This window comes from Streptomyces sp. MA5143a, from assembly GCF_900290235.1.
Lineage (GTDB): Bacteria > Actinomycetota > Actinomycetes > Streptomycetales > Streptomycetaceae > Streptomyces.
The window spans coordinates 17,457-42,648 of sequence record NZ_OLMK01000119.1 but is presented as its reverse complement, the minus strand read 5'-3'; the positions used below and the strand labels follow the sequence as shown (position 1 = coordinate 42,648).

The 25,192-nt window shown below is 70.2% G+C and carries 24 protein-coding genes; 10 read left to right on the top strand and 14 right to left on the bottom strand.

Going from position 1 to position 25,192, the window contains the following annotated elements; genetic code table 11:
- The first annotated feature begins 127 nt into the window (after positions 1-127).
- Positions 128-784, top strand: a complete 657-nt coding sequence (locus SMA5143A_RS38190) for a TetR/AcrR family transcriptional regulator (protein WP_107467394.1) — start codon at positions 128-130, stop codon at positions 782-784.
- 365 nt (positions 785-1,149) lie between these two features.
- On the opposite strand, the gene SMA5143A_RS38185 is transcribed toward SMA5143A_RS38190, so the two are convergent.
- The 9 genes from SMA5143A_RS38185 to SMA5143A_RS38145 are packed head-to-tail and all read right to left on the bottom strand — an operon-like array spanning position 1,150 to position 9,257.
- Complete coding sequence (locus SMA5143A_RS38185; protein WP_107467393.1) at positions 1,150-1,548, bottom strand: SRPBCC family protein; 399 nt, start codon at positions 1,546-1,548, stop codon at positions 1,150-1,152.
- Positions 1,549-1,603: 55 nt separating this feature from the next.
- Positions 1,604-3,064 carry an aldehyde dehydrogenase family protein gene (locus tag SMA5143A_RS38180; RefSeq protein WP_107467392.1) on the bottom strand — a complete coding sequence of 487 codons (1,461 nt, stop codon included), beginning with the start codon at positions 3,062-3,064 and terminating at the stop codon, positions 1,604-1,606.
- Positions 3,065-3,109: 45 nt separating this feature from the next.
- On the bottom strand, positions 3,110-3,898 hold the full coding sequence (locus tag SMA5143A_RS38175) for an SDR family NAD(P)-dependent oxidoreductase (RefSeq protein WP_107467391.1): 789 nt from the start codon (positions 3,896-3,898) through the stop codon (positions 3,110-3,112).
- A gap of 11 nt (positions 3,899-3,909) precedes the next feature.
- Positions 3,910-4,758 carry a fumarylacetoacetate hydrolase family protein gene (locus SMA5143A_RS38170; protein ID WP_107467390.1) on the bottom strand — a complete coding sequence of 283 codons (849 nt, stop codon included), beginning with the start codon at positions 4,756-4,758 and terminating at the stop codon, positions 3,910-3,912.
- Positions 4,755-5,627: a fumarylacetoacetate hydrolase family protein gene (locus SMA5143A_RS38165; protein ID WP_107467389.1), complete on the bottom strand. Its 873-nt coding sequence runs from the start codon at positions 5,625-5,627 to the stop codon at positions 4,755-4,757. Before SMA5143A_RS38165 ends, SMA5143A_RS38170 begins: the two co-directional genes overlap by 4 nt.
- On the bottom strand, positions 5,624-6,232 hold the full coding sequence (locus SMA5143A_RS38160; RefSeq protein WP_107467388.1) for a carboxymuconolactone decarboxylase family protein: 609 nt from the start codon (positions 6,230-6,232) through the stop codon (positions 5,624-5,626). The genes SMA5143A_RS38165 and SMA5143A_RS38160 overlap by 4 nt, the downstream gene beginning before the upstream one ends.
- A gap of 40 nt (positions 6,233-6,272) precedes the next feature.
- Positions 6,273-7,028, bottom strand: a complete 756-nt coding sequence (locus SMA5143A_RS38155; RefSeq protein ID WP_258193982.1) for an SDR family NAD(P)-dependent oxidoreductase — start codon at positions 7,026-7,028, stop codon at positions 6,273-6,275.
- Between the two features lie 29 nt (positions 7,029-7,057).
- Positions 7,058-7,714: an MBL fold metallo-hydrolase gene (locus SMA5143A_RS38150; RefSeq protein WP_107467386.1), complete on the bottom strand. Its 657-nt coding sequence runs from the start codon at positions 7,712-7,714 to the stop codon at positions 7,058-7,060.
- Between the two features lie 7 nt (positions 7,715-7,721).
- On the bottom strand, positions 7,722-9,257 hold the full coding sequence (locus SMA5143A_RS38145) for a carotenoid oxygenase family protein (RefSeq protein ID WP_258193981.1): 1,536 nt from the start codon (positions 9,255-9,257) through the stop codon (positions 7,722-7,724).
- Between the two features lie 175 nt (positions 9,258-9,432).
- Between SMA5143A_RS38145 and SMA5143A_RS38140 the strand changes: the two genes are divergently transcribed.
- The 3 genes from SMA5143A_RS38140 (at position 9,433) to SMA5143A_RS38130 (ending at position 12,880) form a co-directional block, all read left to right on the top strand.
- Complete coding sequence (locus tag SMA5143A_RS38140) at positions 9,433-10,386, top strand: LysR family transcriptional regulator (protein WP_107467384.1); 954 nt, start codon at positions 9,433-9,435, stop codon at positions 10,384-10,386.
- 406 nt (positions 10,387-10,792) lie between these two features.
- On the top strand, positions 10,793-12,070 hold the full coding sequence (locus SMA5143A_RS38135) for an MFS transporter (protein ID WP_107467383.1): 1,278 nt from the start codon (positions 10,793-10,795) through the stop codon (positions 12,068-12,070).
- Positions 12,071-12,142: 72 nt separating this feature from the next.
- On the top strand, positions 12,143-12,880 hold the full coding sequence (locus SMA5143A_RS38130; RefSeq protein WP_107467382.1) for an EthD domain-containing protein: 738 nt from the start codon (positions 12,143-12,145) through the stop codon (positions 12,878-12,880).
- Between the two features lie 22 nt (positions 12,881-12,902).
- Here the strand turns inward: SMA5143A_RS38130 and SMA5143A_RS38125 are convergent, their stop codons facing one another.
- From SMA5143A_RS38125 to SMA5143A_RS38110, 4 genes are all read right to left on the bottom strand, one after another.
- Positions 12,903-14,003 (bottom strand): NAD(P)/FAD-dependent oxidoreductase, encoded by a 1,101-nt coding sequence (locus SMA5143A_RS38125; RefSeq protein ID WP_107467381.1) that lies wholly within the window; start codon positions 14,001-14,003, stop codon positions 12,903-12,905.
- Positions 14,000-14,185: a ferredoxin gene (locus SMA5143A_RS38120; protein ID WP_258193980.1), complete on the bottom strand. Its 186-nt coding sequence runs from the start codon at positions 14,183-14,185 to the stop codon at positions 14,000-14,002. Before SMA5143A_RS38120 ends, SMA5143A_RS38125 begins: the two co-directional genes overlap by 4 nt.
- Before the next feature lie 2 nt (positions 14,186-14,187).
- Positions 14,188-15,378 carry a cytochrome P450 gene (locus SMA5143A_RS38115; RefSeq protein WP_107467379.1) on the bottom strand — a complete coding sequence of 397 codons (1,191 nt, stop codon included), beginning with the start codon at positions 15,376-15,378 and terminating at the stop codon, positions 14,188-14,190.
- A 76-nt stretch (positions 15,379-15,454) separates the two neighbouring features.
- Positions 15,455-16,936 carry an aldehyde dehydrogenase family protein gene (locus SMA5143A_RS38110; RefSeq protein ID WP_107467378.1) on the bottom strand — a complete coding sequence of 494 codons (1,482 nt, stop codon included), beginning with the start codon at positions 16,934-16,936 and terminating at the stop codon, positions 15,455-15,457.
- Positions 16,937-17,707: 771 nt separating this feature from the next.
- Between SMA5143A_RS38110 and SMA5143A_RS38105 the strand changes: the two genes are divergently transcribed.
- The 5 genes from SMA5143A_RS38105 (at position 17,708) to SMA5143A_RS38085 (ending at position 23,885) form a co-directional block, all read left to right on the top strand.
- Positions 17,708-18,784, top strand: coding sequence for a cytochrome P450 (locus SMA5143A_RS38105; RefSeq protein ID WP_258193979.1), 1,077 nt, complete (start codon positions 17,708-17,710; stop codon positions 18,782-18,784).
- Between the two features lie 187 nt (positions 18,785-18,971).
- Positions 18,972-20,510, top strand: a complete 1,539-nt coding sequence (locus SMA5143A_RS38100) for an MFS transporter (protein ID WP_107467376.1) — start codon at positions 18,972-18,974, stop codon at positions 20,508-20,510.
- Between the two features lie 76 nt (positions 20,511-20,586).
- Positions 20,587-21,600, top strand: a complete 1,014-nt coding sequence (locus SMA5143A_RS38095; RefSeq protein ID WP_181362215.1) for an LLM class flavin-dependent oxidoreductase — start codon at positions 20,587-20,589, stop codon at positions 21,598-21,600.
- Between the two features lie 168 nt (positions 21,601-21,768).
- Positions 21,769-22,242, top strand: a complete 474-nt coding sequence (locus tag SMA5143A_RS38090; RefSeq protein WP_107467374.1) for a MarR family winged helix-turn-helix transcriptional regulator — start codon at positions 21,769-21,771, stop codon at positions 22,240-22,242.
- Positions 22,243-22,307: 65 nt separating this feature from the next.
- Positions 22,308-23,885 (top strand): MFS transporter, encoded by a 1,578-nt coding sequence (locus SMA5143A_RS38085; RefSeq protein WP_107467373.1) that lies wholly within the window; start codon positions 22,308-22,310, stop codon positions 23,883-23,885.
- Between the two features lie 210 nt (positions 23,886-24,095).
- Here SMA5143A_RS38085 and SMA5143A_RS43305 read toward each other — a convergent pair whose 3' ends face one another.
- Positions 24,096-24,245, bottom strand: a complete 150-nt coding sequence (locus SMA5143A_RS43305) for a hypothetical protein (protein WP_181362214.1) — start codon at positions 24,243-24,245, stop codon at positions 24,096-24,098.
- Between the two features lie 104 nt (positions 24,246-24,349).
- On the opposite strand from SMA5143A_RS43305, the gene SMA5143A_RS38080 reads away from it, so the two are divergent.
- A complete protein-coding gene (locus tag SMA5143A_RS38080) occupies positions 24,350-25,183 on the top strand; it encodes an alpha/beta fold hydrolase (protein WP_107467372.1) in 834 nt (277 codons plus the stop codon).
- Positions 25,184-25,192 lie beyond the last annotated feature (9 nt).

Below are 25,192 nucleotides of genomic sequence, written 5' to 3'. Positions count from 1 at the left end.
TCCGAGCGACACGCGATAATGAGGAAATCATCAACGTTGACGGGATCGTCGTCAAGGGTCTGCCCCGAGTAGATGATGAAATCATCAGAGATGCAGTCGTCATCGACCACGCGGTTAGACTCTGTGCATGCCTAGCCCCGCCCCCTCCAGCAACCGATTCGAGCGACGCCGCGCCGAGACCCGTCGCGCGCTCATCCACGCGGCCCGGCAGATACTGGCCGAGAGCGGCGACACGAGCGCCAGCATCCAGGCGATCGCCGAACGCGCGGACGTCGGCTTCGGCTCCTTCTACAACCACTTCGACTCCAAGACGGAGCTGTTCGAGGCGGCGGTGGTGGACGCATTGGAGGAGTTCGGCCAGAACTTCGACGAGCACCTGACCGGGATCGACGACCCGGCGGAACTCGTCGCGTCCGGCTTCCGGCTCAGCGCCCGCATGGCCGACTCCCAGCCGGTGCTGATGCAGGTCCTGCGCCGCCGCGGTCTCGGCCACATCCACTCGGACAACGGCCTGGCCCGCCGGGCCCTGCGCGACCTCGAGGCCGGTCTGGCCTCCGGCCGCTTCACCCCGGTCGACCCGGCGGTCGCCCTGTCCGCACTCGGCGGAACCCTGCTCTCCCTGGTGGAGCTGAGATTCGCCCGTCCCGACCTGGACGGCGACCAGGCCGCGATCGACCTTGCCGAGATGGTCCTGCGCATGCTGGGCGTACCCCCGTCCGAAGCGCACGAGGTCGCCCGGCGCCCCCTCCCTGACACCGCCGCACAGGCCGGCCCCACTCGGTGAGCGGCGAGCTCGCCCCGGGGGCAGCCGGGCGGACGGTCGGTCCGACCCCGGTCGCGTCCGGCGCGGGCGGCGTGCGACCGGGCGCGCAGGGGCAGCCCCTCAGGAGTGTTCGGCAGCGGCCGGAGGCGGCGCGCCAAGGCCGATGCCGGTGAGATCGGTGCGGTGCCGGCCGGCGCCCGGACGGCGCGGCTCCGGACTCAGGTGTCCTGCCCGTCGGCTGCTTCTGCCTCATCGCCGTCGTCGTCAGCCGGATGTTTCCCGGGGGCATACGGCATCCTCCGCGTCGCCGTGGTCCGTCTCGCGAAGTGATGCGCCGGAGCCGACGGTCCGTGCGGTCGGCTCTCGCTCCGTGCGTTCCTGCCGCCTCAGGGGTGTGCCGCGAAGTACCGGGCGATGCCCTCGATGCCCTCCCCCACGGCCCGCTCGACGATGGGTGCCAAGGACTCCGGGAGGATCTCCTGGCTGTAGATCACGCGTGAGCCTTCCGCGTCGGGGAGCACGTCGATGGTGCCCAGGTGGAAGTCGATGGGCTGGGGCATGCCCTCGACGAACCGGTACTGGAAGCGGCGCAGTTCGTCGTCCTTCGTCACCACGAGGGACTTCATCGCCATCCCCCCGGGCCCGCGCAGGTGGCGGTGCGTGCCGTCGAAGTGGGCCTCCTGCACGGCCGGGAACCACTGCGGGATCTTGCTCACGTCGGTGAGGACGGCCCAGACACGGTCGGGGTCCTGTGCGACTCGGGTGTCGAAACGGAACGTAGCCATGGGTACTCCCTGGTGGGTGATGACGGCTTCGGGCAGGCGCCGGCACGCGGCAGGATCAGAACGGAAAGCGGGAGTGCTCGGTGGAGAGGGTGACCCAGCGGGTGTTCGAGAAGGACTCGATGCCCCAGCGTCCGCCGAAGCGGCCGTAACCGGACGCCGCGAACCCGCCGAAGGGGGCCTGCGGTTCGTCCCCCACCGACTGGTCGTTCACGTGCACGATGCCGGTGCGGATACGGCGTGCCACCTTCAGACCATGGGTGCCGTTCTCGGTGAGGATGCCGCAGCTGAGGCCGTGCTCGGTGTCGTTGGCCAGGGCCACCGCCTCGTCGTCGTCCGCGAAGGCCCTGATGGTGACGACAGGCCCGAAGGCCTCGGCGTGGTGCAGTTCCGCGCTCTCGGGCAGGTCGGTCAGCACGGTCGCCGGATACAGGGCCCGCTGCGGGCTGCCACCGCCGGTCAGGACGCGCGCGCCGTTTCCGACCGCGTCCGTGACCAGGGCGGCGACGCGCCGCGCGGCGGCCTGGTCCACCAGCGGGCCGATGACGGTGCCGGGCAGGCCGGGGTCGCCACTCGGCAGATCGGCGACCTTGGCGGCGAACCGCCGGGTGAACTCACCGACGAGTGAGCTGTGCACCAGGACGCGGTCGGCGCACATGCAGATCTGGCCCGAGTTCATGAACGCGGCGAACGCGGCGGCGTCCACGGCGTGTTCGAGGTCGGCGTCCTCCAGCACGATCACGGAGTTCTTGCCGCCGAGTTCGAGTACGGCCGGCTTGAGGTGCTCGGCGGCGAGGGTGCCGATGATCCGCCCGACGCCGGTCGAGCCGGTGAAGTTGACCGCGCGGACCCGGGGATCCGCGATCAGCTCCCGCGCGATACCCGCGGCGTCCGCCTTGTCGTTGGTGATGACATTGACGACGCCGTCGGGAAGGCCCGCGTCGCGCAGCACCTCGGCGACGAACAGGCCGCACGCGATCGGTGCGTCCTCGCTCGCCTTGACCACGACGGTGTTGCCCGCCGCGAGCGGAGCGGCAACCGCTCGGGTGCCGAGGATGACCGGGGCGTTCCACGGCGCGAACGCCGCCACGACACCGAGGGGTTCGCGCACGGCCAGGCTCAGTCCGCCCGGTTTCCGGGTGGTGAGCACGTCCCCGCGCGGTGCGGTGATCGCCGCGGCGGCCTCGCGCAGCATGCCGGCGGCCACCTCGACGTTGAACAACGCCCAGCCCCGGGTCCCGCCCACCTCGCCGGCCAGCAACTCCACGACCTGCTCGCCGCGTTGCTCCATGAGGTCCGCCGCGCGCAGGAAGATGCTCCGGCGGGCGAAGGGCTCCAGTGCCGCCCACTCGGTGAAGGCGGCGTCCGCCGCGTCCACCGCGGCGCGCACGTCCTCGGGGCCGGCTGCGGCGACCCTTGCATAGGGCTCGCCGGTCCAGGGACCGATGTCGGCGGTGGTCCGCCCGGAGACGGCCGGGGTCTGCTTGCCGCCGATCAGCAGGTCACGGTCAGGTGGCACGAGGTCGTCTCCTCTTGTCGCTGGGGTCGGTGCGCATCGTGTGGGTCAGGCGCCGATCATGTTGAAGCCGCCGTCGGCGTTGAGGTAGGCCCCGGTCATGTGGGCGGCGTCGTCGGTGGCGAGGAAGAGGGCGGTGCCCGCGAGTTCGGCGGGGCCCGGGATCCGGCCCATCGGGGTCTTGGCGATCATGTCCTCGCGGCGGCCGGACTTCCAGTCCGCGCGGCTGAGGAGCATCTCGGTCTCGATGAATCCGGGGGCGAAGGTGTTGACCCGCACGGTGGGGGCGAACGCCTGGGCGTAGGACTTGGTGATGCCGAGGATGCCGTACTTCGCGGCGGCGTACTGCGGGGCGCGGGCACTGCCGCGCACGATCACGGTGGAGCCGATGTTGACGATCGCGCCGTGGCCCTGCTCCAGCATCCGGGAGCCGAACTCGTGGACGCACAGCATCGTTCCCTTGATGTCCACCGCGAGGACGTGGTCGATGGACTCTTCGGTGAGATCCCGCCAGGACATCTGGTCGCCCGCCACGTCACCGACGTTGTTGACCAGCACGTCCAGGCCGCCGAAACGGCCGAACACCTCCTCGGCCATGCGGATGACGTCCGCGTGGACGGCGATGTCGGCCTGCACCGTGAATGCCTCGCCGCCGACCTCCCGGATGCGCGCCACCGTCTTCTCCGCTCCGGCCGCGGAGCTGCGGTAATGGACGGCGACCCGGGCGGCGCCCTCCTGTGCGGCGCGGACGGCGATCTCGGCGCCGTAGCCGGTGCCGGCACCGGTGACCAGGACCGAGCGGCCCTCGAAGCGGCGGGGAATGCTCTGTTCTGCCATGGGACGTCCCTTCAGGGGTGTACAGCGGTGAAGCGCTGGCGGATCTCTCCGATGCCCTCGATACGGCTGACGAGTTCGTCGTCCGCGGTGAGGTAGCGGGGCGGGTCCATCCGGTTGCCGACTCCGGCCGGGGTTCCGGTGAAGATCAGGTCGCCCGGGAAGAGCGGCACGACGGACGACAGGCGGGCTACGAGCTCCGGCACCGGGAAGATCATGGACTTGGTGCGGTCGTGCTGGACGGGCTCCCCGTTGAGCAGTCCGGTGATCTCCAGATCGTCCGGGTCGTCGAGTTCGTCGGGGGTGACCAGAAAGGGGCCTGTGGGGCCGAAGCCCGGAAAGGACTTGCCGAGGCTGAACTGGGCGGGCCTGCCCTGGAGTTGGGTGACACGTTCGGAGAGGTCCTGGCCGACGGTCAGACCGGCGACGGCCTCCCATGCCCGGTCCTCGCTCACCCGGTACGTGTCCCGCCCGATGACGGCGACGAGTTCGACCTCCCAGTCCACCCTGCCCTGCGGAAGAGCGACGGAGGTGCTCGGGCCGGTGATGCAAGCCGGGAACTTGGTGAAGACGAGGGGTTCGTCGGGCAGGGTGAAGCCGGCTTCGGCGGCGTGTGGCGGGTAGTTGAGGGCGATCGCGAACACCTGCCGGGGGCGCGGTACCGGTGCGCCGAGTGCGGCGGGGTCGACCGGGATGTCGTAGGCCCCGTCGGGCAGTCCGGCCGCCCATTCGCGTAGCCGGGGCCACTCGGTCAGCAGAAGCATCGGGTCGATGGGCAACCGCCCTTTCGAGGCCCACCGGACGTCCGCTGCCCGGTCCCCGCGGACCACGACGGCCCGCCCGTCGAGGAGGCCGAGTCTCACCAGTCCACCTTCTTCGGTACGGGCGTGCCGTGGCCCTGCTCCCAGCTGACGATGGGGTTGCGCAGCACCCCGAGCCGTTCGACCTCGGCCTCGACGACGTCGCCGGGCTTGAGGTACAGGTCGGGATCGCCGCTGAAGCCGGCCACGCCCTGCACGGTGCCGGTGGTGATCAGGTCGCCCGCGCTGTAGCCCTGTGGGGAGTGGTAGGCGACCAGGTGCGGGATGGACACCGACATCCGATTGGTGTTCGACTTCTGCCGCACCACTCCGTTGACCCGCAGCTCCATGTCGAGGTTCTGCGCGTCGGGGACCTCGTCGGCGGTCACGATGTAGGGGCCGACGGGGCAGAAGGTGTCGATGGCCTTGCAGAAGGAGAAGACGCCGGACTCCATCTCCCGGCGCTGGATGTCGCGCGCGGTGATGTCGTTGAAGACGACGTACCCGGCGATGTGGTCGGGCGCGTCGTCCACGCCGAAGAACTTGCCGGGTTTGCCGATGACGACGGCGATCTCCAGCTCGTAGTCGAGTTCGCTCGTCAGGTGCTGCGGGTGGATCACCGGCTCGTCGGGGCCGACGATCGCGTCGACGTTCTGGAAGAAGACGATGCCCTTGTGCATGGGGTGCGACCAGTCGACGTTCTTCGACTCGTCCTCGTGCTCACGGAAGTTGCCGGAGGTGTGGAAGAACTTCTTCGGCACGATCGGCGCGCGCAGCGTCACATCGTCCAGGTCCAGGCGCTCCCCTGTCTCCGCGACCCGGCCGTCACGCTCGAAGTACTCCCGTGTACTCGCCACTTCCAGTGGAAGCACCAGCCGCTCTTCGAGTTCGAGCCTTGCTACGCGTCCGTCGTCGAACGTGATCAGTTTCATGGTGTCCCGCTTTCGGTCTGGGATGGGTCGCAGGGTTCTTCTGGTTCTTCTCCCGCGAAGACTCGCAACTGCAGGGCGAGCAGGGCGTAGTAGCCGACCAGGGCCGTGAGTTCGAACAGTCCTCGCTCTCCCCACTCGGCCACGGCGTGGTGGTACTCCCGGTCGTCGAGGACACCGGTCCGGGTCAGCGCGAGCGTCGCCCGCAGTGCGGCGCGCTCGGCGGGGTCCGAGAGGGCCGGCAATCCGCCTGCACGCAGTGCGTCCAGCTCGGAGTCGGTCAGGCCACAGGTACGGCCGACCGCCTCGTGGGCCTCTCGCTCGAAGGTGCTGTTCCAGTGGGCGGCGACGACCAGGATCGCCATCTCGCGCACCCGGTCGGTCAGGACCGACGCGTAACGCACCGCCGCCCCCACCTCCTGTACGGCCATTCCGACGGGCGGGCTGAGCAGCATCGCGTTGAAGGGGCCACGGAGGCGGCCGTCCTGGTCGGTGAGAGGGAACGCCTGCGGACCTGAGGCCCGGGCACCGCCCGTGATGGCGCGATACACCTCTGCCTGCTGCTCGTCCAGTTCACCGGGCAGGCGGCCGGCGATGCGTGCGGGCATCCGCACTCCCTTCCGGGGATCAGCCGAGGAGGACAGGGGGTCACACGAGCGTGCGGCCACCGTCCACGTAGAGCACCTGCCCGGTGACGTACGAGGCGCGGGCGGAGGCGAGGAACAGCGCGGCTCCGACCACGTCCTGCGGCTGTCCCAGGCGCCCGGCGGGGACCAGGCCGGTCAGTTCCTCCCGCATACCGGGCTTGGCCAGGTAGGCGCGGGTCAGCTCGGTCTCCGTGTAGCCCGGGGCAACGGCGTTGACGGTGATGCCGTCGGCGGCCCATTCACGCGCCATGACCTTCACCAGCTGGTCAAGGCCGCCCTTCGAGGCGGCGTACGGGCCGTGGTGGCGGTGGGCGAGCAGCGAGGACACGGAGGAGAAGAACACCATGCTGCCGCGTCCGGCCTCGCGCATCAGTCGGCCCGCGGCGCGTCCCGTCCAGAACGCGGTGGACAGGTTGAGGGTCAGAATGCGGTCCCACACCTCGTCGGGCGTGTCCACCACGGGACGCCGGTCGTTCGTGCCCACGGCGTGCACCAGCACATCCAGGCCGCCGAGTTCGCGGGCCGCCGTGGCGACCGCCCGCTCGCACGCCTCGGACGAGGTCAGGTCCATGGACAGGGTCCGTACGACCGCGGCCGCGCAGGCCGGATCGTCGCGCAGGGCCTTGAGGCGGGCCTCGTCGGCGTCGACGACCGTCAGCCGGGCACCGGCCTCCGCCAGGCCCCGGACACAGGCGGTGCCCAGTCCGCCGGCTCCGACGACGAGCGCGCCGCGCCCCTCAAGGCCCAGCCACCCCACGGGCTGACTCTGTGCCTGTGTCGACGCGGTCATCGGGTGAGCTCGATTCCGGCCGCGGCCGCCACCCGCTGGTAGTCGGCCCCGACGTCCTGAAGGCACACCTGCAGCATGTGGTCCGCCAGCGCGTTCCCGCTCTCGCTGAGACCGCCGTCGTGGATCGACACAGCACTGCGGGGTTTGATCTCACGGGCGTAGTCGATGACTTCGCCCGTCTTGGACCACGGGCCGTGCACGGGCAGCAGGAGAGTGTCCACGGGGCGGGTGGGCACGGTGAAGGCGTCGCCCGGGTGGAAGACGGTGGTGTCACCGTCCCCCACGAGGAAACCGACGTTGGTGACTTGCGGCAGGTCGGGATGGACCACGGCGTGCAGTTCTCCGTGCACCTCGACGCCCACGCCGTCGATGTCGAAGGCGTCCCCGTCGCCGACCACCGTGACCCGGCCGCCGCCGAGCCCGGTGAGCTGGTCCGCCACGGCTCGGTCGGCCCAGATCCGCAGGCCGGGGTCGGCTTCCGCTGCCGCGCGCAGGAGCGGCTCGGCGAAGTGGTCCACGTGCTCGTGGGTCACGAGCACCGCGTGGGCACCGTCGAGGGCGCGCGGGTCGGAGTAACTGCCGGGGTCGACGACGATGACGACGCCGTCCTGCTCCAGCCGGACGCAGGCGTGGCCGCACCTGGTGATGCGCATGGCGTGCTCACTTTCCCAGTTCGTCGGCGGGCACCCAGGTGCCGTGGAAGCCGTACCGGAGCCGGAAGGGGATCTTCACGGTGGCGATCGGGCCGGCGGCGATGTCGAGGGCGTCCAGGACGACCAGGTCGTGCCGCATCTGGTCGCGCCGGCCGACCAGCGCCAGCAGATAGCCCTCGCCCTCGGCGGCGTCCGCGGACTTGGGAATGAACACCGGCTCCTCGGGCGCGGAGTGCTCGCCGGGGGTCCAGAAGTCCGTCGCGCCGGTGGTGTCGTCGCGGTGGATGAGGGAGTTGAACGGCGGGCCCATGGGTCCGATCGGGGCCATCGGCACATCGGGGTGCATGCCGCCGACCCAGGAGTGCCGGTTCTTCTCCATCAGCACGCGGGGGTCGACCCGGGGCATGTCACCGGGTGAGGAAAGGAGCTTCTCGCTGCGGTAGGTGTCGGTGGCGTCGTCCCAGTGGGAGGCGCCCTGGGTGAGGTCGAACGTCCAGCGGTGCAGGAACGGCGGCTGTTCGGGCAGGAAGCCGACAGTCGTCTTCGGGAACTGGGAGAACCAGCCGGACTTGGTGGTGAAGTGGTCGCCGACGAGAGTGTCGCCGTCCGTCCAGGCGTTCAGGGTGTGGGTCTCCAGGAGCCGCTCGCTGCGGAACCACTTGATGCCGCTCACGCCCTCGTCGCGGGGGATGATCGCGACGTAGGTCTCCCGGTTGGGATCCCAGACGAAGTACTGCTCCTCCCGCTTCAGCTGTTCCGGGTCGGCGACCATGGGCGAGATCGTGAAGACCAGGTGTTCCCGGGTGACCAGCCAGTCGTGCACCATCGACGAGTACGGCACCTCGAAGGTCTCGGTACGGGTGACCTTGCCGTCCGCGGAGATCTGGTAGATGTGAATCTGCTTGTCCGGCAGACCGCTGGCGTTGTAGGCGAAGGCCATCAGTTCGCCGGTGCGCGGATCGTGCTTGGGGTGCACGGTGAAGGTACGGCCCGGGATCTGTCCGGAGAAGTCGTAGACGCCCTTGGTCTCCAGCGTGGCCGGGTCCAGCTCGTACGGGAGGGCCGCCTCCTTGAGTGCGAGGAGCTTGCCCGCGTGCCAGATGATCGCGGTGTTGGCGTTGCTGTCGTCGATGCCGGCGACGGACGGGTCGTCGGTGTAGGGGTTGCGGTACGCACCGAACAGGGCCTGGCGCGCCTGGCGTTCCAGCTGGAAGCGCTGGGTGCGGACGTAGCGGGTCTTCAGATCCGCGTGGCCGTTGTCGAACCGCACCATGTGGATCATGCCGTCGCCGTTGATGTACACGTCGTTCGCGAACCGCGGCGGGTACTGGGTGTCCGCGGCGGCGCGGTAGAAGGCGCCGTTCAGCTCCGGGGGTATACGGCCCTCGACCTCCAGGTCGTATACGTCCGCCTCGATCCGCGACGGGGCGAAGAACCCCTGGAAGTGCCGCGTGTCCGGGAACTGCATGGTTTCCGGAGGCGGCTGGGTGCCCACGGGCTGCTGCCCGGGTGTCCCGTCGGGCTGCGTCATTGCAGTGGCCATGACTCTCTCCCTTGCGGCAAGGTCGGATCAAGCGAAGAATGTGATTGATTTCCTCTGGATGACCGCACAGAGGATTCCGGTGAAGGCGATGCGACGAGCTTGTGCTGCCCATCATGTCGACGCGACGTCTGCGGCGTCCAACACTGAAACACGCACGAAATGATCGGAGAATGCGATGGATCTGCGGCAGATGGAGTACGCGGTGGCCATCGCCGACGAGCTCAACTTCACCCGGGCCGCGGCGCGCTGCCGCATCGGGCAGTCCGGGCTCAGCCACCAGATCACCCAGCTCGAACGGGAGGTCGGAACCCGGCTCTTCGAGCGGACGAGCCGCAGCGTCCGCGTGACCCAGGCCGGGCAGGTCTTCGTCGCCTGCGCCCGGCGGGTGCTGAGGGCGGTCCAGGAGATGCACGCCGAGATCTCCTCGCTCGACGGGCCCGTGCGGGGGCGGCTGCGGATCGGCTCGGTGACGCTCACGGCAGGGAACATCGACCAGCTCGGTCTGCTGCGGGAGTTCCAGGAGGCCTATCCCGCGGTCGAGGTCACTCTCTTCGACTCCGACGGTGTGCAGGCCACCTCCCAGCTCCTCACCGGTGAGCTGGAGGTCGCCGTCGTCGCCCTGCACGAGCACCAGTTGCCGCCGGGCATCGCGTACCACCTGCTGAGCGTGGTGCCGCTGGTGGCCGTTGTGGGCCGTCGGCACCGGCTGCGCGGGGTCGGCGTCACCGGCCTGGGCGAGCTGGCCGACGAACGCTTCCTCGAATGTGTTCCCGACACGGGCCTGCGCGCACAGGTGGACGCCGCGTTCGAGCGGGCGCGGGCCCGTCGCCGGGGTGTCTGCGCGTTGCGCAGCGCGGGCGACCTCGCCTCGCTGGCGTTCGAGGACATCGGGGTGACCGTCGTACCCCGCCCGGCGGCGGACGCGATCGTCCCGGCCGATCACGCCGACTGCATCCTGCGCCTCGACGACCCACAGGCCCTCCAGCCCCTGGCCCTGGCCCATCGCGACCCTGCTCCGGCCTCTCCCGCCGCGCAGGCGTTCCTGCGTCTCGCGCTCACCCGCCTGCCCGGGCCGGGAGCACCGGGGTTGGAGGAGGTGCCGGCTCCGACCGGATCCGGCGAGCGGTAGCGAACCGCTGTCCGGGCCTCGCGTGGTCGACATCCGGACACCGCCGGGCCCGGCCCGGCGGCGGCGCGGCGGACCCGTCTCAGGGGTCGGCCGCCTGACGAGACATTTCGGAAAGGTGAACGTCCGCGTACCGACATCCAGGAACCGGATGATCCACATGACCGATCTCGATCGGACGAGGGCTAGGCAGGCCCTCCTCGGTGCCTGATAGTCGTCTCAACCCGACGCCCGAGCCGCAGCGTCAGCCGCTGCCGGGACCGCGCCGGGCGTCACGGCGAGCCGGCCCGCCGTGGCATCGGGCCGTCATCGGCGCCGCTCTCGCGAGCCTGCTCGTGGGTATCCGGCGGCCGGGCCACCACGGCCGAACCATCCCGTCCCCTCCCGACACGCCATGTGGAGATCACGCATGCCCGCACCCGTGCCACCGCTCCCGCCCCCGCCGTCCACGGCGGACGCGGACACTCCGTCCGAGCAGGTCGTGTCCGGCCCCGGACACCGGCTGCGCCTCCTGCTGCTGATGGCAGGCGCCTGTCTGCCCATCCTGGGGGCCGTGCTCATCGCCCCCGTGCTGCCGCAGATGCACGATCACTTCGCCGACGTCCCGGGTGTCGACGTGCTCGTCCCCATGGCACTGACGGTCCCCGCCCTGTCGCTGGCCCTGCTGGCCCCCTTCGCCGGCGTCCTCGTGGACCGGCTCGGCCGCAAAGGCCTCCTCGTCACCGCCACCGTGGTGTATGCCGTCCTCGGCACCGCTCCCCTGTGGCTGGACTCCCTCGGCGCCATCGTCGCCAGCCGCGCCCTCGTCGGCGTCGCCGAAGCCGCCATCATGACCTGCTGCACCACACTGCTCGGCGACTACTACTCCGGTCGGCAGCGCGACCGCTACCTCGCGATGCAGACGATGTGCGCCGCGATCTCCGCCACGGTCTTCTTCGTACTCGGCGGTGCGGCCGGATCGGCCGGCTGGCGCATGCCGTTCTGGGCCTACGCCGTGAGCCTGCTGCTCGCCCCCGCCATGGCCGCCTTCCTTCCCCGGCCCCGGCCCCACCAGGCCGACGCTCACCACACCCTCCCGGAGCCCGACGCAGGCCGGTCCTTCCCCTGGCGCCCGCTGTCAGGCGTCTGCGCGCTGACCGTCTTCGGCGCCGTCCTCTTCTACACCCTCCAGGTGGAAATGGCTTTCCTCCTGGACGACATGGGCGTGAGCAACTCCGGTGTGATCGGGCTCGCCACCGCCATCACCAGTGCCGCGATCGTGGTCGGCTCGGCCCTCTTCGCCAAGGTCGGCCGCAACCCGCAGGCCTGGCTGCCCACCGCATTCGGCCTGTGCGCGCTGGGCTTCGCGGTGGTCTGGCTCGCCCCGGGCCCCGTCGTGCTGACCCTCGGTGCCGTCATCACCTGCCTCGGTGGCGGCATCATGCTGCCGAGCCTGCTCACTCTCGCCATGTCCAAGCTCGACTACGCCGACCGCGGCCGCGGCACCGGCTTGTGGACAGGGACGTTCTTCCTCGGCCAGTTCCTGTCCCCGCTCGTGGCCCTCGCCCTCACTTCTGCCGTCGGCACACTGACGAACGCCATGGGGGTGCTCGCCCTCGCCGCGGCCGCCGCCACCGCCGCACTCGGCCTCGCCGCCCGCCGCCGGACGGCGGCCGTCCCGGAGCCGGTACAGCAGATGGCCGGCTGAGCCGCCCGTCCAGGTCGGTACCGCGGGCCTCCCCGCCCGCGGTACCGACTGCCCCTTACCGAACGGAGAACGATGCTGACCCTGATCGCCGCCATCCGCCGCAAGCCGGGCATGACACACCGGGCGTTCCTGCGACACCTGCACCATGTGCACGGGCCGCTGGCCGCCGCGAACCCCCTCCGGATCAGCGGCTATGTACAAAACCATGTGTTCGACGCGTCCTTCGGAGCGGAGGGGGACCCGGCCTACCTGACCGCATTCGGTCGGGACTCCGTCACCGAACTCCGATTCGACGACATGGACGCGCTGGCAACCACGATGTCCGACCCCTACTCACGTGACGTCATCGGCCCCGACGGCGCCCGGTTCAACGACCTGCCCAGCGCCCTGGCCCTGCTGACCCGATCCGAGGTCCTGGTGCCGCCACCGGTGTCCGACACCGGCACGGCCCCCGTGAAGGTGCTCCACTTCGTTCGCCCAGCACCCCAGCTGCGACAGGACGACGTCGTCGACCGGTGGCAGAGCGCTCATGAGCAAGTCATCGCCGAAGAGGGCCCGCAGGCCAAGACGGTGCGCGGATGGGTTCAGCACCGTCAGGTACCGGGAGCCGAGGGAGCGTTGCGCCATTTCGGCGGGACTGAGACCGTCTACGCGGGAGTCTCCGCTCTCTACTACGACTCCGAGGACGAGGCGCTGGCCCACTTCCCCTCGTACGAGCGCTCGCTGCGGGAGCGGTCCGACGAAACCGGCGGCTTCTGGGACCCCTCCCGCTCGTTCGCCCTCTACAGCCGCGAGGTGACCATCTTCTGAACCGTCCTGTGCCTCCGCCCCGTCACGGGGCGGAGGCGAGCTGCCGGAGTTTACGGACCGGCACTGTGTGGTTCACGGTCGCCGCCGCGCCGGCCGACCAGCGCAGGAGCATGGAGCCGCCGTCGACGTCGACCAGATCCGGTTCGCCGAGTCCGGCCGGCTCCCCGGCGACCTTCACCTCGACGCCGAACTGATGGGTCCAGAAGTACGAGGGCAGCGACGCTCCGGCCGCGTCCTCCCCCAGCAGTGCGTCCGCCGCGACGCGCGCCTGCTCCACCGCGTTGGTCCAGTGCGGACGGCGACAAGCCCCACGGACCACCGCCGCGTCCCCCGCCGCGACGATCCCGTCCGCGACGCGGCCGCGGGAGTCGGTGACCACGCCACGGTCGAGCGTCAGGCCGGAACCGGTGAGCCAGTCGACAGCGGGTACGTCCCCGACCGCCGACACGACCACGTCGGCGGTGAGAAGGTCACCGTCGGCGTCGACGCCCTCCAGCGTGTGGGATCCGACCAGCCGGACGCCACCGGGCACCGTCCGGAGCGACACTCCGTGCTCACGCGCGGCATCCGTGACCACCTCGGCCAGCACCGGCCCGAGCACCCGGCGCAGGGGCGGGTCCCGGTCGACCACGGTGACCTGGAGGCCGAGGGTGCGGCACGTGGATGCGATCTCCATGCCCAGCAGTCCCCCGCCGACGACCAGCACGCTGCGTGCGCGGGTCAGGTCCTCGCGCAGCGCCACGCAGTCGGCGAGCGTGCGCAGCACCCGTTCTCCCGACATGCCGGGAGGGCTCAGCCGCCGGGCCCGCCCTCCGGTGGCGATCACCAGGCCGTCGTAGGGCACCGGGTCGCCGTTGTCGACGATCACCCGGCGCGCCCGGATGTCCAGTGAGACTGCCCGGGTCCCGAGCCGCAGGACGACGCTGTCGTCGAGGGGCGGCAGCGCGGTGGAGGCGTCCGTCGCCTCACCTGACAGCACTGTCTTGGACAGGGGAACGCGGGTGTAGGGCTGTTCCGTCTCGGCGCTCAGGAGGGTGACCGTCCCGTCGAACCCCCGCACGCGCAGCCAGCTCGCGGCGGTCACCGCCGCGATCGAGCCGCCCACGACGACGACGCGCTTCACGACGTGGCCCGCAGGGCCGCGACCGGGCAGGAACGCGCCGCCGCGAGGGCCGTCGCGGCGTCGTGGTCGCCGCCGGGGACCAGTTGCACCATGCCGTCGTCGTCCACACGGAACACCTCCGGTGCGATGGCCTCGCACACCGCGTGTCCCTCACAACGGCCGGGAATGAGTTCGATGCTCACGGTCACACCCTTCTGGTGGTCACGGTGACCGGCAGGCTCTCCAGCCCGCGGATCACATTGTTCAGATGCCGGCACGGCGGGCCGGCGAGTTCGATGGAGTCGACGCGGTCGAGCAGGGCGGAGAAGACCGCCTGCGCCTCGATACGTGCCAGTCCCTGGCCGGCGCAGCCGTGGACGCCGTATCCGAAGCCGACGTGGCCCATCGGCGCCCGGTCGACCTGGAAGCGGTCGGGATCGGTCCACTCGCGGGGATCCCGGTTCGCCGATCCGAACAGCAGGCCTACCTGTGACTGCTCCAGGATCACCACGTCCTCGTACCTGACGGGGCGGGTGGTCCTGCGGAAGAACAGCTGCACGGGCGATTCGTAACGCAGGATCTCCTCGAACACCGAGGGCACGAGACTGCGGTCCTCTCGCAGCGCCCGCCATGCCTCGGGTCTCTCCGCGAGGAGCCACAGACCGCTGCCGATCGCGTTGATGGTGGTGTCCATGCTCGCGACGAGGTAGGCCCGCAGCAGCGGTACGACCTGATGCCCATCGATCACGCCTCGGTCGGCTGCGCGGTGAACCGCCTGGCCCCAGCCGCCCGGTTCGAGGTTGTCCCGGCTCATCATGGCGGTGAGTTCGTCGAACAGCGTCTCGGCGACCGGCAGGGATCGTCTGGTGCGGTCGTTGAGCGGGCCGAAGGTGTTGAAGAAGGCGTCGGCGAACCGCAGGACCTCCTCCCGTGCCGCCAGGGGCATCCCGATCAGGTCGGCGACGACGCTCACGGGGAACACTCGGGCCAAGTCCCTCACGACGTCGAAGGTCTGGCGCTCCACGAGCGGGGCGACGAGCTCTTCGGCCCGGCGGCCGATGTCCGTCCGCAGTGTGGCGAGGGCGCGCGGCGCAAGGCTCTCCGACAGGACACCGCGCAGCACGTCGTGTTCGGGTGGGTCGGAGGCGAGGACCCCGCCGCGGCGCCGCTCGTTCAGAGCCGGGTCGAGGCCGACGCTGTCGACCGAGGAGAACCGTCCGTGATCGCCCAACGCCGCGCGCACCTGCTCATACCGCGGCAACACCCAGCAGCCGTGGCGTGACAGGTAGACCGCGGGCCCGAGATCGCGCAGCTCTTCGTACACGGGGTACGGGTCGTTGAGCACCTCGTCCTCGAAGAGGTCCACATCGGAGACGGGTGGGGTGGTAGAGATCATCCTTGCTTCCTGTCCGCTGTGTGATCAGCGCGCCGGCGGAGGGCCGGCCCCACGGGGCCGGCCCTCCGCCGAACCCTCAGAAGGGGTAGGAGGCGTGCTGGGTGGCCAGAGTGATCCACCGCGTGTTGCTGAAGGCCTCGATGCCCCAGCGGCCTCCGAAGCGGCCGTAGCCGGAGGACCTGACACCGCCGAACGGCGCCTGGGGATCGTCGGCGACGGACTGGTCGTTGATGTGGACCATGCCCGTCCGCAGCCTTCGGGCCACGCGCAGGCCGTGCGTGCCGTTCTCGGTGATGATGCCGGCGGTCAGCCCCCGGTCGGTGTCGTTGGCCATCGTGACGGCCTCGTCGTCGGTGGCGAACGTGTCGACGACGCAGAGCGGGCCGAACGTCTCCGCGCCGTACAGGTCGGCGTGGGCGGGGACCGCGCTGAGGACGGTCGCCGAGTGAGACGCGTCCTGGATCTCGCCGCCGACGAGTACGGTGGCGCCCTTGGCGACCGCGTCCTCGACCAGGGCGGCGATACGGCGTGCCGCGAAGAGCCCGCACCGCTGTTCGGGGTCCGTGTTGACCAGCGGGCCGATCACCGTGGCCGGGTCGGTGGGATCACCGAACGGCAGTGCGGCGACCTTGGCCGTGAACTTGGCGATGAACTCCTCGGCGAGCGACTCGTGTACGAGGATCCGGTCGGCGGACATGCAGATCTGTCCGGAGTTCATGAACGCCGCGAAGGCGGCGGCGTCCACCGCGTAGTCCACATCGGCGTCGTCCAGGACGATGACCGCGTTCTTGCCGCCCAGTTCCAGGAGCGCGGGCTTGAGATGGCGCGCGGCATGGGCACCGATGATCCGGCCGACCTGCGTCGAGCCGGTGAAGTTCACCGCGCGTACCGCGGTGTCGGCGATGAGGGCTTCGGCGGTTTCCGCGGCGTCGGCGGGGTCGTTCGTGATGACGTTGAGGACCCCGTCGGGCAGGCCGGCCTCACGCAGCAGGTCCCCGATGAGAAGTCCGGCGGACAGAGGAGCCACTTCGCTCGGCTTCAACACGACTGTGTTACCGGCGGCGAGAGCGGCGGCAACCGCGCGGGTCCCGAGAATGACGGGGGCGTTCCACGGGGAGAACGCGGCTACCACGCCCAGGGGTTCACGCACCGCGAGGCTGAGGGCGCCGTCGTGCTGGGTGGTGAGCACGTCGCCCTGCGGGGCGGTGATCAGAGCGGCTGTCTCGCGCAGCAGCGCGGCGGCCAGTGTCACGTTGAACGAGGCCCACACCCGGGTCGCGCCCACCTCACCGGCCATCAGGTCCACGATGTGCTCGCGCCGCTGCTCCATCAGGTCGGCGGCCTTGGCGAAGATCGCCCGACGAGTGAACGGGTCCAGCCTCGCCCAGTCCTCGAACGCGCCTTGGGCGGCGTCGACGGCGCTGCTGACGTCCTCGACGCCGGCCGCGGCCACCGTGGCGTACATCTGTCCGATGGCGGGGTTGATGACGGGCGTGGTGCGCCCGGATCGCGCACCCTTCTCTTTGCCGTCGATCAGCAGTTCACGGGTGATGACCATGAGGGCGACTCCATTGTCGGGAAGGTCGGTGCGCGGGCACGGTCCACGCCGGTGGGCCGGGTGCGGGTGCGGGTGATGTGACCATCCGCAAGGCGGCCTCGGGCGACTCGGACCGTTTGTGTGGATGCCCTTGTCGTGGATGGCGGGAGACTGCGGGTGGGGGCCACCGGAGTGGTCGATGCCCCTCGTCTGCCTTCGAGCGTGAGCGGTACTCGAAATCCATGCGGAACGAGGCGAAGTACCGCTCTCCACAGATCTCGCGGGCCGCCTGTCCGTTGTTGCTGTCCCTCGCTGATGATGCTGCTCAGCGGGCCCCGGAGTCCAACACGGATGCTGGCACACAGCCATCGGAGATGACGATTGACCCATGTGAATCGAAACCTTCGATCAGTACATGCGCAATTCGTTGTTGGACCCCGGCCCGTGCCGATGGGCATGATCGATGGAACAGCGAGCGCCGTGTGAAGCGGCCCGTGTGAAGCGGCTCTTGTGCAGCGGCCGGCGTTCTCGTGCCGCACACCCGTGGGAGAAGCCGGTGTGAGGACCGGCTGGTGGGCCGCCGGGCCGCTGATGACGCGGACTTCTGGACAAGAGCACGGCGCTCGCAGCGAACGCACACCGTGACAGCCGCGCCGGCTGACACGGCGGCCGTCGACCTCGGAGCCAATGATGCCTTCAACGACCCTGCCCTCAAGCGATGTCGACCTTTTCGCCACGGACACGCTTCTCGATCCCTATCCGGTGTATTCGCGTCTTCGGGATGCGGGACCGGTGGTCCGGCTCAGCCGGTTCGACGCGTGGGCGTTGCCGCGGTACGAGCAGGTCGGTACCGCGTTGCGTGATCACGAGACGTTCAGCTCCGCGTCCGGCGTGGGCTTCGCGACCGGGATGAACGAGCTCATGGCCGGCGGCGTGCTCGCCTCCGACCCCCCTCACCACACCACCCTGCGCGTCATCCTCTCCCGCATGCTGATGCCCCGGGCGCTGCGGGACCTGGGTCCCTCGGTGACCGCCGCAGCGGAGGACATCGTCGACCGCTTGGCGACCGGTGCGGAGTTCGACGCGGTGTCCGACCTCGCGGAGGCGTTCACCCCGCGGTTCGTCGCCGATCTCATCGGTCTCCCCGAGGAAGGCCGCGACCAGCTGCTCGAGTTCGGTGCCTCCACCTTCGAGGGTCTGGGCCCCGTGGGAGAGCGGACACCCGCCGCGATGCGACAGCAGCAGGACCTGCTGCGGTACGTCACCACCACCGCCGCCAAGGACCGGCTCGTCGAGGGCGGTCTCGGGGCGCGCGTCTGGGAGGCGGTCGACGCGGGCGAGATCGACGAGGCCGCCGCGATCACCCTCATGATGGCGTTCCTCGCCACGGGCATGGACACCACGATCCTCTCCCTGGCGGCCGCCGTCCGGCTGTTCGCCCAGCACCCCGACCAGTGGGACGCGCTGCGGGCCGACCCGTCGCTGGTGCCCGCCGCCTACCTCGAGGTTCTGCGCATCGCGTCTCCGGTCACCGTTTTCAGCAGGGTGACCACCAGGGCTTGGGAGTGCGACGGCGTCACCATCCCCGCGGGCGAACGCGTCGCCGTCATGTACGCCTCCGCCAACCGCGACGAGCGCAAGTGGGGCGACCCGGAGCGCTTCGACATCACGCGGAAGCCCTCCGATCACCTGACCTTCGGCGTCGGCATCCACGCCTGCGTCGGCCAGAACCTGGCCAAGCTGGAGGCGCACGCCCTCCTCACAGCACTACTGGCACGGGTGCGCCGGTTCGAGATCGGCAAGCCGGAGTTCATCGTGAACAACACCCTGCACGGGCTGAGCAGTCTTCCGTGCCGGATCGTCACCTGAGCGAGCCGCGCGGCCGAACGCCCCGGGTGGAGGCCGGCACGAGCCGGCCTCATCCGGATGACGTCGATCACGCCTCCGGACGGTGCGGTGACAGACGAGGTTGACCAAGACGAGATCAGACTTGATACTTTCGTCAATATTTCCCTGCGGTCAGTCCCCAGTCGCCCCCAGCACTCACCGAGGCTCCATGATCACCACCCCCCACCAGGACGATGCGGCGCCTGTCGCCACCGGACGCGCCGGCACCCGCGGCGTGCTGAGTTCGATGTGCCTGTCACTCGTCCTGGTCGTCGCGTCCGTCTCCGCCCTCAACCTGGCCCTGCCCGACCTGGCCATCGACCTGTCGGCCTCCAACGGCGCACTGACCTGGATCGCCGACGCGTACACCGTGGCCCTGGCCGCCTTCGTGCTGCCGCTCGGCGCGATCGGCGACCGCCTGGGCCGCCGTAACGTGCTCGTCGTCGGCACGGTCGTGTTCGGCGCCGCTTCCCTGGCCGCCTCCTTCACCGACTCCACGAGCACACTGATCGCCTGGCGAGCGGTCATGGGTCTCGGCGCCGCGATGATCATGCCGGGAACTTTGTCGACGATCACCGCGGCCTTCCCGCCCGAGCAGCGCGCCAAGGGGGTGGCCACCTGGTCCGGCTTCGCGGCCGCGGGCGCGATCATCGGCATGCTCGTCGCCGGAGCCCTGCTGGAGCAGTTCTCCTGGCGGTCGATCTTCGTCGTCAGTGCCGCCACCGCCCTGGCCGCCGGACTGGCCGCCGCCCTGCTGGCCCCCAACACCAGGGACACCCACCCCCACCGCCCCGATGTGGCCGGAGCGATCACCACCGCCGTGGCCATCGGCACCCTGGTCTACGCCATCATCGAAGGCAATGAGCGGGGCTGGACCGAACCCGTGGTGGTCGGCGCCTTCGTCGTCACGATCGTGTCCTTCGCCGCCTACGCCTTCCTCGGCCTGCGCACCGAACATCCCCTGCTCGACCCCGCCCTTTTCGGCATCCGGGGCTTCCGGGCCGGCGCCGTCACCGTCCTGGTGCAGTTCATGGCCGTCTTCGGCTTCTTCTTCGTCGGCCTCCAGTACCTGCAACTCATCCTGGACTACAGCCCGTTGAAGGCCGCCCTCGCCCTGGTCCCGGTGGCACTGGCGGTGCTTCCCACCTCCCAGCTCACCCCGCGCCTGGTGAACCGGGTCGGCATGAAGGCGGTCATGTCCGCCGGCCTCTTCCTGCTCGCCATCGGCCTGTACGTCATCTCCTTCCTCGGCGTCGACTCCGGCTACCTGCCCTTCCTCGGCGGCCTGGTCCTGGCGGGCTTCGGCATCGGCCTGAGTGGGGCCGTCGGCACGGCGGCCATCACCGGCTCCCTCGGCCGGGGGCAGCAGGGCGTCGCCTCCGCCATGAACGACACGACCCGCGAGGTCGGTTCGGCGATCGGCATCGCCCTCATGGGCTCGATCTACGGAAGCCACTACCGCTCCTCCCTGCCCGACTCCGTCGACCGGCTCCCCGCCGACGCGGCCGAATCGGTACGCCACTCGGCGGCCGCCGGACTCCAGGTCGCCGACCATCTCGGCGCCCGGGGCGCGGGCCTCGCCGACGGCGTCAAGAGCGCCTTCATGGACGGCCTGTCCGCCTCCCTGATCGCCGTGAGTGTCGTCGTCGCCGCCGCGGCGATCGGCGCCCTGCTGCGCGCACCTAAGACACCGCCGACGGCCGACTGACCCCTACGACGAGGTCAGCGAGGTGCAGGCACGCGCCCACGCCCTCGCTGACCTCTGTGCAATACAGGAGACTTCGGTGATCAAGCCATGGCTGTTCGAGTTCTTCCACGCCCTACACGACTCGGCCGTTCGCGACGATCCCGCTGCGGTGAACGCACACATCCGCCGGTATCTCGATCTCTGGGTCGACGACGAGGCGCTTGGTTTCGAGGGCATCTTCTTCAGCGAGCACCATTTCGGGCCGGGCTACAGCCCGTCACCGAACCTGCTGATCGCGCACCTCGCGGCCCGCACCACCACCCTGCGCCTGGGCGTGCTCGGCTCGGTGTCGGCCTACACCACTCCATGGCGGGTGGCCGAGGAGTTCGCCATGCTGGACCACCTCACCGGGGGACGGCTGGAGATGGGGGTCGTCAGCGGCATTCCGTTCGAGCTCGCCGTCGTCGGCATCGACCGTGAGCAGGCGACCGAGGTGCACGGCGAGATAGTGGACGTGCTGCTGGACGCCGTCACCAAGCCGGGTGTCACGCACCGGGGCAAGCACTTCTCGTTCGAGGACGTACGGCTCACGCCGCACTTTCTGCGGTCCGCACCACCTGTCTGGACCGCCGCGACGAGCGAGGCGTCGGCCCGCCGTGCCGGGGAACGCGGGCTGAAGGTGTGCTGTGGCTTCGCCGACGTCGAGAAGCTGACGCCGGTGTTCGCGGCCTATCAGGAGGGTGCCCGCTCGGCGGGGCGGCCGACGGGGCCGGACCGGGTCGCCGTCCGCCGCAAGGTCGTACTCGTGGAGGACGCGGCGGACCGGGACCGGGCCGCACAGCTCGGCCGGGAGGCCGTCGACGAGCTTCACCGCTTCCGTGTCGAGGTCATGAAGACGCCCGACGCGCCGAGAACGCAGGTCGACCGCGACGAGCTCATCCACGGCACTCCCCCACAGGTGGCCGACGAGATCATCCGCCAGTGCCGGGCCCTTGGCGTCGGCAACTTCCTGGCCGGCTTCCATGTCTTCGAGCCGGAGGCGCTGCGCAGGACCCACGAGTTGTTCGGCCGCGAAGTCGTTCCCCGACTGCGTGAGGCAGAGATCGACTGACCCTGGTGACGAGTGAGTCCGACCCGCTGCTCTGCGAACGCCTGCCGCTCGTAAGGCCACGGCCTCCGGCGCGACCGTCGACGAGCTCGCCGCACGTACGGGTGCCCGCCCCGGCCCCTCGATTAAATCCTTTGACATAGGTATCTCTGCATACCTATATTGGACGGCATGCCTCAGCACAGCGCGCCCGCGCAGGACATCGACCATGTGTCCGCCGCGCTCGCGGCATGCCTGCCCGCGCTGCACCGGGCGCTCGACCGGCAGGTCGGACAGGACTTCCCGCATCCCAAGCCCCCCGAGGCCCAGCTCGCGCTGCTGCGCCATGTCGAGGCCCATGACGGGGTCACCGTGCGCGCGGCCGCCGATGCGCTGCACATGAAGCCGAACAACGTCAGCGCGCTGGTCAGCCAGCTGACCGAGCAGGGACTGCTGGAACGCCGGCAGGACCCCGCCGACAAGCGCATCGCGCACCTGCACCTCACTCGCACCGCCCAGCAGCGGCTCGCCGAGGTCATGGACCTGATGGGGGCCCATCTCGGGCACGCACTGCGCTCCCTCACCGACGGCGAACTGGAAGCCCTGGGCGCCGCGTTGGGCGCGCTCCGGTCACTCACCGAGCAGCTGCGCCGCCCCGCGCGCTGAGTGGCGCGCCCTCAAGTCGCCTCTGCGGCATCCAGGACTTCTCCAACGAAGACAGGCACCGTCATATGCCCTCCCTCACCACCACCAGTCTGTCCACTCCTCCCCCAACCACCGGCCGGCCGCGCGGGCGGCGGGACAACCCCTGGCTGACGCTGATCGCCGTCGCGTTCGGCCTGTTCATGGTCGGTCTCGACGGCTCGGTCGTCTCGATCGCCAATCCCGAGATCGGCCGGGACCTCAACGCCTCGACGGCCGATCTCCAGTGGGTGACCAACTCCTACCTGCTGGCCCTCGCCGCCACGCTGATCCTCGGCGGCAAGCTCGGCGACCGGTTCGGCCGCCGCACCTTCTACCTGGTCGGCGTCGCGGGCTTCACCATCGCGTCCGTCGCCATCGGGCTGGTCGGGTCCATCGAGGGCGTCATCGCCTTTCGGGCCGTGCAGGGCTTCTTCGGAGCCCTGTTGATGCCCAACACGCTGGGAATGCTGCGGGCCGTGTTCCCGCCGCGGAAGTTCGGCATGGCGGTCGGTATCTGGGCGATGGTCTCCTCGGTCTCCACCGCCCTCGGCCCCATCGTCGGCGGACTGCTCGTCCAGCACGTGAACTGGGAGTCCGTCTTCTACATCAACGCCCCCATCGGAGTCCTCGCGCTCGTCTTCAGCGCCGTCGTCCTGCCGCAGAGCAAGAACGCCGCCGCCGACGACGAGAGTTTCGACGTCGTCGGCGTCGTCCTGCTTGCGCTGGGGCTGCTCGCCGTCGTGTTCGGCGTCGTCAAGGGCGAGACGTGGGGCTGGATTTCGAGCGGCACGCTGGGCTCGATGGCGGCGGGTGTGGTGATCCTGCTGCTCTTCGGTCTCCACGAGACCCGGACCGCCGCGCCTTTGCTGCCCATGCGTCTGTTCCGCAACCCGGCTCTGACCATCGGCACCGTCATCACCGCGCTGAACTTCTTCGTGCTGCTCGGTGTGATCTTCTTCGTCATGCTCTACCTCCAGAACGTACGCGGTTTCTCCCCCGTCGAGGCCGGTGTGCGCACCCTGCCGCTGAGCCTCACCTCGGTTGTGGCGTCCCCGCTGGGCGCGGCTCTCACAGCGCGGTTCGGGCCGCGTCTGACCATGCCGCTCGGCATGGCGCTCCAGGCCGTCGCCTGCTTCGCGATGCTGGGGTGGAGCGCGGAGTCGTCGTACACCGCCATGTGGCCGCCGTTCATCGCGCTCGGTCTGGGTGTCGGCATGGTGATGGCGTCCTCATCCGACGCCGTCGTCGGCAACGCGCCGGTGCAGGACGGCGGGGTGGCGGGCGGCCTCCAGTCGACCGCGCTCCAGATCGGTGGCGCGCTCGGTACCTCGGTGCTGGTGTCGCTCATCGGCAGCAGGGTCGGCTCGACCCTCGCTGGCGAACTGACCGGGGCGGGAGTACCGGCACAGGCCGCGCGGGGGCTGAGTGAGGCGAAGGACGCCGTGGCGATGGGAGTCGCGCCGGTCTCGGGTGAGATGCCGGCTCAGCTGAAGGCCGCCGTGGCCGAGGGGAGCCACCAGGCGTTCATGAACGGTGTGCACACGTCGGTGCTGGTCGCCGGTGTGCTGTGCGTCGTGGGCGCGGTGGTGGCGGCCGTGGGCGTGACCGGGCGGCAGCCGGCCTAGGGCCTGTCGTTTGGATCACCCCTGGGCCGCGGGGCTCACCGGCAGCCATTGGTGCCCGTAGCCCGAAGTCTGCATGATCCGAACGACAGACCCTAGAAGGCGTGTGAAGGTCTCGAGGTCTTGGCCTCGCCGCGCGAGTGGCGGGGCCAGACGTGTTGCGTGGTGATGGAGGGAATGCGCACGGGCCCGGACCGACCTGCGTCTCGCGGACTACAGGTCGCGGGCCGACCAGTCGTTGCAGATCGGGAGCGCGTCGAGTCCGCCGCCGGAGCGGGTCAGCTCCATGAGCGAGCGCGCCCCGGGGACGGGATGGCAGGCGGTCCTCCGCGACGACGGTCCCGCGCTGGTGACGACAGTCATAGGCGACGAAACGCATGCACGGCGCCAGGCTCCCGAGGTGTTGGACAGCCACCGCAACACATCCGCACTTGACACGACCACTTATCGGTAACAGTGTAGCCATTATGAGTTCCTGGTCTGAGCCACAGCCCGACTCCCGGTTCGTCGCGGTGGACGGTCTGCGCATCCACTACAAACGCTCTGGGCAGGGCCCGGCACTCGTGCTGCTGCACGGCAGCGGTTCGTCGCTCCAGCACTTCGACCGTGCGACGGGCCTGCTGTCCGAGTCGTTCGACTTGATCCGCCCCGACCTGCCCGGGTTCGGCCTCACCGGCCCCCGCGGGGACCGCGACTACCGCATTCCCACGTACGCCGCGACGGTGGCGGCCTTCGTGGCGGCGCTGGGGGTGGAGCACTACGCGGTGGCGGGCAATTCGCTGGGCGGCAACATCGCCTGGAACCTCGCCCTGGACCACCCCGAGCGGCTGACCGGCCTGGTGCTGGTCAATGCCACCGGATACCCGGAGAAGCAGATGCCCGCGGGCATGCGCCTGACCCGCCATCCGCTGTTGCGGCCCGTTCTGCGTCGTGTGATGCCGCGCGGCGCCATCGAGCGCAACCTGCGCGCGACCGTGGGCCCCCATTCGACGATCGTGGACGACGCCATGGTGGACCGGGCCTACGAGCTCATGAGCCGGCCCGGGAACCGCTCGGCCTTCGTCGACTTGTGCAACACCGACCAGCCCGACCGCAGCGCGCAGATCCCCCGCATCGGCGTGCCCACGCTCGCGCTGCGCAGCGCGGGCGTCGACGGCCAGCACTTCGCCCGCGACATCCCCGGCGCGCGGGAGCTGGTGCATCCCCACGGCGGCCACCTGCTGCCGGAGGAGGAACCGCAGTGGGTCGCCGACGCGATCACGAAGTTCCTCGCCCCCCTCACCGACACCCCCACACACTGAGGCCTGGAG